Below are 6196 nucleotides of genomic sequence, written 5' to 3'. Positions count from 1 at the left end.
ATTATGCAAATCTCACTGGGTCTGTCACTGCGGCATGACTCAAGCAAAACGGTCTCCGGGAATCCCGGGGCGGTTCACAAAGCGAGTGTGCGCAATGCCTTGATGTCGACCTTGGAATATATCTTCGTGGTCTGTGGATGACGATGACCCAACACCTCGCCGATCTCGCTGAGGGAAGCTCCATGGCTCAACATCTGGGTGGCCAGGCCGTGGCGGAACTGATGGGCACCCATGGTGGGCGCGTCGATGCCAGCGCGCTGAAGCGAATGCCGGACGAGAGAGCCAACGCCACTTTGTCCACGAAAGCCTGTGATGGGCGCCTTCGCACGTAAAAAGACGCGACGACTAGCGCCATGAGGACGTCCATGCTGCAAATACGCTGCGATCGCCTTGTCGACGTCCGCGGGTAACGGTAGCTCGCTGCGTTGGCCACTCTTGCCGCGTACGCTCACCTGGCCCGCGCCCCAGTCGATATCATCAAGCTCAAGAAAGGCGACCTCACCAGAGCGCAATCCCAGTCGCGCCAGGAGAAGCAAGATGGCGTAGTCGCGACGACCGACTGCAGTTCGTCGATCGATGCTAGCCAGCAACTGGCGCGTCTGGTCAGCAGAAATCGCGCGAGGAATTGACGGCATCGACCAGTTGGCGACGACTGGAACGGCAGCCGCCAGGTCGAGCGCAACGTCGCCGCGATAGCGCACGTAGCGCAGAAAAATCGCAGGGCGGTGGTCATGAGCTTCGCGAGCCGCAAATGCAAACGTGGTGCGTTAAGCTGCACAAAACCCACGACATCTGCGGCACGTAATCGCGAAAGCGTGACCTTCCCATCACCGAAGCAATAGCGGAGAAAATCTCGTACGAATGGCACGTAGTTAATGACCGTTGCCACGGCGAGAGCCTGTGCGTCGCGCAAGTACTCCGCGTATGCCTGTGCACAGATCTCAACCGGCGGCACCCGACGTGTGGCTGTCTTCTCGACAGGAATCACACCCTCGCTCCGCATAAAATCGATGAGATGCCTGAGTGCCGCTCGATCCCCAAGGTAAGGTCGGACATGCCGGGCTCGATAGCGCAAATACCGTCTCGCATGGTCGAAGCAAATGTCCTGCACGCTGACACCTGTCTGCTTAAGCCATCGACTAAAGCATGCGGCGATTCGTACCTGCTGCTTCATGGACTTCGCGCTGTATCCTTGAGCGCTGATCGCATTCGCAAAGGATATCAAATGGTCAGCCAGCGGGCCTTCTGGCGCTCGCGACAGAGTGACCTGATCATGAATGGCGTACTTCACGATGGACTCCTTCCCCAACGCGGGGACCGGATGGAAGGAGTCAAAGATTATCTCTCTCCCGCGTCATGCATTTTACCCGGAAAAACAGGTCATAACGCGACTACAAGACATAATCAGGCACGGCATATAGTGCCGAAGCGTATGGGGCGTTATTGATTTCTTCTTCAGCGAGGGGCACGAGAGGCGCGCGATTTCGGCGTTGCGCGACACGAGTTGCTGAAGAGCATCGGCACTGAGATGACCACCGCGCGAACTGGGGAAGACCGGATCGCCTGGTTCGCCTGGTTGATACAGCAGCCACTGTTTCAGGACGGCAACTACATCCGGTCGCAGCGGAGTGCATCTCATCTTTCTGCCTTTGCCGAGGCAACGAACGTGGGCGCCTGTGCCGAGCGTCACATCCTGACGCCGGAGTGCGGTCAATTCGCTATTGCGCAGACCCGTTTGAACCGCTACAAGAAGCAGCGTCCGGTCGCGGTTGCCGATCCAGTTTCGTACGTCAGGCGCCCCTACCAGAGCGGCGGCCTCGCTCTCGGTCAGAAACTCAACCGGGCCGTGCTCGCAGCGTTTGGATGGGATTGCAAGAATGCGCTGACACTGCAGAAACAACGCTGGCTCGCTGACCGCGACGAACCGGAAGAAGGCATGCACGGCGGCAAGCCGCGTGTTGCGTGTGCGCACCGAATTGCCTCTGCCGTGTTCGAGGTGTTGCAGGAATTCCTCGATCAACGACACGTCGAAGTCCTCGATTCGCAGCTTTGACGGCGCGCGCCCAATATGCTTCGTGGCGAACGCCAGCAGCAGCCGGAACGTGTCCCGGTAACTTGCCACCGTATGCGAACTCAGACCTTGCTGCTCGAGCAGGCGCTGGGTGAAGAAGCGCTGAACGAGGGCTGGGAGGCTGGCGGCGCTCACGGCCGTTCTCCCGGACAGTCCCTGTCGAGATAGGCTGCCGCGAGTTCAAGCAGTTCAGGAACCGCTTCGATGTACCAGTACGTAAGGCCGATGTTGACATGCCCGAGGTAGGCGGCAAGTTTCGGCAATTCCCGACTCACGTCCAGACCGGCGCGATACCATTCGACCAGCCTTTCAGTCGCGAAGCTATGCCGGAAGTCCTGGAGACGCGGGCCGTAACCATCGCGCCCGTCCTCTGTCGCCGATCGCAGACCAACAGCGCGCGACATTCTGACGAACATGCTTCGTGCAGTGCTTGCCTTCAGTCGCTTGCCGCGCTCACTAACCAGGAACGCCTCGCTCAATCGTACAGGACAGAGTTGATCGCGATTCCGGGCATAGCGTTCGAGTGCCACCCTGGAAGACTCTGCTACAGGAACAAAGCGGGATTTGTCGAACTTCGATTCCCGGATGGAGAGTATCCCGCTGACGAGGTCAACGTCGCACCGGTCGAGCCGAAGCGCTTCGCCTGGCCTGAGGCCCGTCGCTACAAGAAGCCCTATGAGCGTCGAATAGGTCAGTGCCCGCATGCCGGTGCGGGATCGCAGTTGAGCGGCGCGGGTCATAAGCAGATCAATTTCCTGCTCAGTGTAAATATGCGGGGCGTTGCGCCGTCTTCGGGCACTGAGGAGTCCTGCCGGAGGAATCTGGTTTCGACTGTCAATCACGTTCATCCATCTGGCAAATCCTCTCACTTGAGAGAGGCGCCGCCCCCAGGTAGCGCGTTCGACGAGTACGGGCGTCGTCGCCCAGCGCAGAGCCAGATCGGTTGTAATGAACTCGGCGCCTTCGCGTTCCAGCAGATCAACGAAATGACCGAGTGCCAATGCAGGCTCATAGAATGACGCCCCGAGAGCACGGCGGACTGCCACGTACCGGGCGAGAGACTCGTGGATCGCAGTCATATTGCACCTCCCGCCGTGGGCCACGAACGCGCGACCCCGCGCAGGTCCTCAAACGCGATCTTTGCGTAGATCGCGGTACTGTCCTGTGAGCGATGCCGCAAGACCTCGGCTATTTCCGCCATCGACGCACCGTGACGAATCATCGTCGTCGCCAGACCGTGACGAAACAGATGTGCGGAACCACGGCACGCGGGGCGGAAACCGGCACGTGCGAAGGCCTGACAAACAATCTTGCCGATCGCCGCCGGTCCCGCCAGACCAACCCGAGGTGCCAATCTGCGAAGAAATACGTGCCGCGATGCACCTGCTCCGCGACCATCGCGGAGATATGTAGCGATTGCTGCTCCGACCTCCGATGGCAGGGGGACGTGCTCCACCATCTGCCCCTTGCCATGAACGACGAGTTTCCCCGAACGCCAGTGAATGTCGTCGAGCTGCATGGCAACTATTTCTCCGGCACGTAAGCCGAGCCGCGCCAACAATAGCAGGATTGCATAGTCACGGCGCCCAGTCGGCGTCGACCGGTCTGCAGATGCAATGAGCGCTTCCTGCTGCTCAGGCGTGAGGAACGTCGGCACAGTCGACTGTCGCCACTTGCGAACCGAGGGCACTGACTCATACAGGTCTCGGGCCGTATCGCCACGCAGATAGAGGAAATGGCAGAACGAGCGAAGCGCAACTGCCATCAGCCGCGTGTACTCCGCCGATCGACCTTTGCTGCGGGCAAGAAGATGATTCCGGATCGTTACCGCGTCAAATGCATCTGGCAATAAACTTCCGTCGCCGGCCGAGTGGCTGTCGAGAAAGTCGCGAATAAACGGGCCGTAGACGAGCAGCGAGTTCTTCGCGAGTCCCCGATCCTGCCTCAGATGGTCCAGGTATCGGCGATAAATGTGCGCGATCGCGGACTGGCCGCCCAACGTCGGCGAACACACAATGGCTTCCGCGCGCAGATAGGCGAGAAACTGCCGTAATGTGGGACGCGCACGCTGGACGCGGTCTCGTGATGCGTCGATCATGCGCTTCATAAAACGAGCCGTGACAGACTCATCGAGATCAATCAGGTCGATGTTCCTGTTCTTCATCCACCCAGAGAACGCACACAGGACTCTTCGTTTCTTGCGAAGCGATACCTCGGAGTAGTGTGCCGTCCGTAGACGATCAAGAAATGCATCGATGTGATGGGCCGGCAGTCCGCCGGATTCGCTGACTGTGCGTGTCGCATTCATCTGATCTCTCCTGGTCAGCGCGATAGCCAGCCTGAGAAATCATATGTTTATGCCGACACAGCGATCGTGAAAGGCCATACCCACCGCCACGCGTATGCATGACGCGGCATAATCGGGGAGTCGGCATAATCCTTGTGAAAATTCCATTCGCCCGTTTGTCGTTGCACGCAAGGGCTTCCTGTTCGCAGATACGGTTGCCGGCGCACATGCCAGCGCAAATCTTTTTAGTCTCGTTGAAACCTGCAAGGCCAATGGTATCGATCCATACCGTTACCTGACCTGGCTGTTCGAGCGCCTGCCTCTGACAAAGACCGCCGACGACTACGAGGCGCTCGTGCCTTGGCGGATGCCGTCCCCCCAGAACTGATTCGCAGCATATCCACTCCACGAATCAACGAGCCTGTCCACTACTCAGAGGGACGGCGATAATGGATCGCTTACACTCAAACACTTCGAACCTCCTTCGACTCATCGGCCCTCCGGGCAAAAAGTCCGAAGGTACCGGGTTGCGGAAATTCGAAATGCGTTTCGGGCCGGCGCCCAACAGAACACTGAGCCCGCTACGTGGCTCGATTACGCCGATCCTGCGGTGGCTCCAATACGCCGATCATCGAGTGGCCCGATTGCGCCGATCATGCACTGGCTCGATTGCGGCGATCATCCGGTGGCTCGATTACGCCGATCCCGGAATGGCTCGAATATGCCGGTCAGTGACACCGCATACCGCCGCCGTCATCCAGCACCTGCTGGGCGCGCGCAAGCATCCGCAGCAGGCATACCGAGCCTGCCTGGGCGTGCTGCGCATGGGCAAGGACTACGGACGGGACCGGCTCGAGGCCGCCTGCCGTCGCGCCATCGATCTGAAAGCGCCGAACTACAAGTTCATTGCCTCGACGCTAAAGAACGGTCTGGACAGGGAGCCTGAAACGGCTTCTGTCCAGGCCGACCTGCCGCTCGTGCACGCCAACGTGCGCGGACCTTCTTACTATCACTGAAATCAAACGGAGTTCTTATGCTTCACCATCCGACCATCGATAAACTGCATGCGCTGCGCCTGGGCGGCATGGCTGCCGCCCTTGCCGAACAGCAGGCCCAGGAGGGCATCGAGCGGCTATGCTTCGAGGAGCGACTCGGACTACTCGTCGAGCGCGAAGCCAGCGAACCCGATGTTGAGTGAAGCGCGGGCGTGGCGGGTGACCGTCCGTCCGGCTTCATACACTCCGTCAAGGATATCAGCGGTAACTTTCAGACCGGTTTTTGTACAGGTTTTTTCGATCAGTTCACGGACCAGACTGACGCTGCTGAAGACTACGCCGGCACAGGCTCGCGTAATGTATGGGAACACGCGGTGCTCGATTGGATTATGTTTCGAGCAATATGGCGCATAGTGGGCCACCCGGATTTCCAGTCCGAGCCGGTCTGCAAGATTTTGCAGATCGCTTTTGAAGAGCCATGAATTACTTGGGTTGCTGCCTCCGCCATCGCACAAAAGCAGTAACCGCATGGCTTGGGGATAATCGGCGCGACCGTGTTTTTCCCACCAGTGCGCCACGCTGTCGCAGGCAAACTGCGTCGTGTCACGGCTCACGCCGATGTTCACATGTGCCTTGTTCAGGCCGATGTCGTACAGCCCATGCGGAATGACGCTGCCTTCGCTGTAGCTCGGAAAATCGTGGTCGAGGACTTCAAGCTGTTCTCGCGTGTAGAGCTTGCCGTCGCGATAGAAGTTGCCCAGCATCTCCTTTTTCTTCGTATCGATGCTGATGACAGGCTGGCCGTCTTCGAGATATTCCGCCTTGAGTTGCGCAATACGCTGA

Annotated in this window: 6 protein-coding genes and 2 pseudogenes; 3 read left to right on the top strand and 5 right to left on the bottom strand. The window is 59.0% G+C overall.

Annotation, left to right across the window (positions count from 1 at the left end):
• Positions 1 to 74: 74 nt before the first annotated feature.
• The 4 genes from J8I87_RS45525 to J8I87_RS43030 all read right to left on the bottom strand — a co-directional run bounded on the left by J8I87_RS45525 (position 75) and on the right by J8I87_RS43030 (position 4379).
• Positions 75 to 701 carry a site-specific integrase gene (locus J8I87_RS45525; RefSeq protein WP_313068259.1) on the bottom strand — a complete coding sequence of 209 codons (627 nt, stop codon included), beginning with the start codon at positions 699 to 701 and terminating at the stop codon, positions 75 to 77.
• Positions 702 to 1363: 662 nt separating this feature from the next.
• A complete protein-coding gene (locus J8I87_RS43040; RefSeq protein ID WP_313068258.1) occupies positions 1364 to 2206 on the bottom strand; it encodes a tyrosine-type recombinase/integrase in 843 nt (280 codons plus the stop codon).
• Complete coding sequence (locus tag J8I87_RS43035; RefSeq protein ID WP_209938691.1) at positions 2203 to 3150, bottom strand: tyrosine-type recombinase/integrase; 948 nt, start codon at positions 3148 to 3150, stop codon at positions 2203 to 2205. Before J8I87_RS43035 ends, J8I87_RS43040 begins: the two co-directional genes overlap by 4 nt.
• Positions 3147 to 4379, bottom strand: coding sequence for a site-specific integrase (locus J8I87_RS43030; RefSeq protein WP_209938690.1), 1233 nt, complete (start codon positions 4377 to 4379; stop codon positions 3147 to 3149). Before J8I87_RS43030 ends, J8I87_RS43035 begins: the two co-directional genes overlap by 4 nt.
• 124 nt (positions 4380 to 4503) lie before the next feature.
• Here J8I87_RS43030 and J8I87_RS43025 point away from each other — a divergent pair.
• The 3 genes and pseudogenes from J8I87_RS43025 to J8I87_RS43015 all read left to right on the top strand — a co-directional run.
• A pseudogene (locus tag J8I87_RS43025) lies at positions 4504 to 4746 on the top strand (transposase domain-containing protein); the annotation flags it as partial.
• Between the two features lie 154 nt (positions 4747 to 4900).
• Positions 4901 to 5374, top strand: a complete 474-nt coding sequence (locus J8I87_RS46620) for a hypothetical protein (RefSeq protein ID WP_409518891.1) — start codon at positions 4901 to 4903, stop codon at positions 5372 to 5374.
• 17 nt (positions 5375 to 5391) lie between these two features.
• Positions 5392 to 5547, top strand: a pseudogene (locus J8I87_RS43015) (AAA family ATPase); the annotation flags it as partial.
• Here the strand turns inward: J8I87_RS43015 and J8I87_RS43010 are convergent.
• The gene (locus J8I87_RS43010; RefSeq protein WP_313068260.1) at positions 5515 to 6138 is read right to left on the bottom strand and encodes an ISAzo13 family transposase; all 624 of its coding nucleotides are present in this window, start codon (positions 6136 to 6138) and stop codon (positions 5515 to 5517) included. The pseudogene J8I87_RS43015 and the gene J8I87_RS43010 sit on opposite strands and share 33 nt — an antisense overlap.
• Between the last annotated feature and the right edge of the window lie 58 nt (positions 6139 to 6196).

The organism is Paraburkholderia sp. LEh10 (genome assembly GCF_017814945.1).
In the GTDB taxonomy this organism is placed as follows: Bacteria; Pseudomonadota; Gammaproteobacteria; order Burkholderiales; family Burkholderiaceae; genus Paraburkholderia.
Note: the sequence above shows the minus strand (reverse complement) of the source record. Positions and strands in the feature narration are given on the sequence as shown.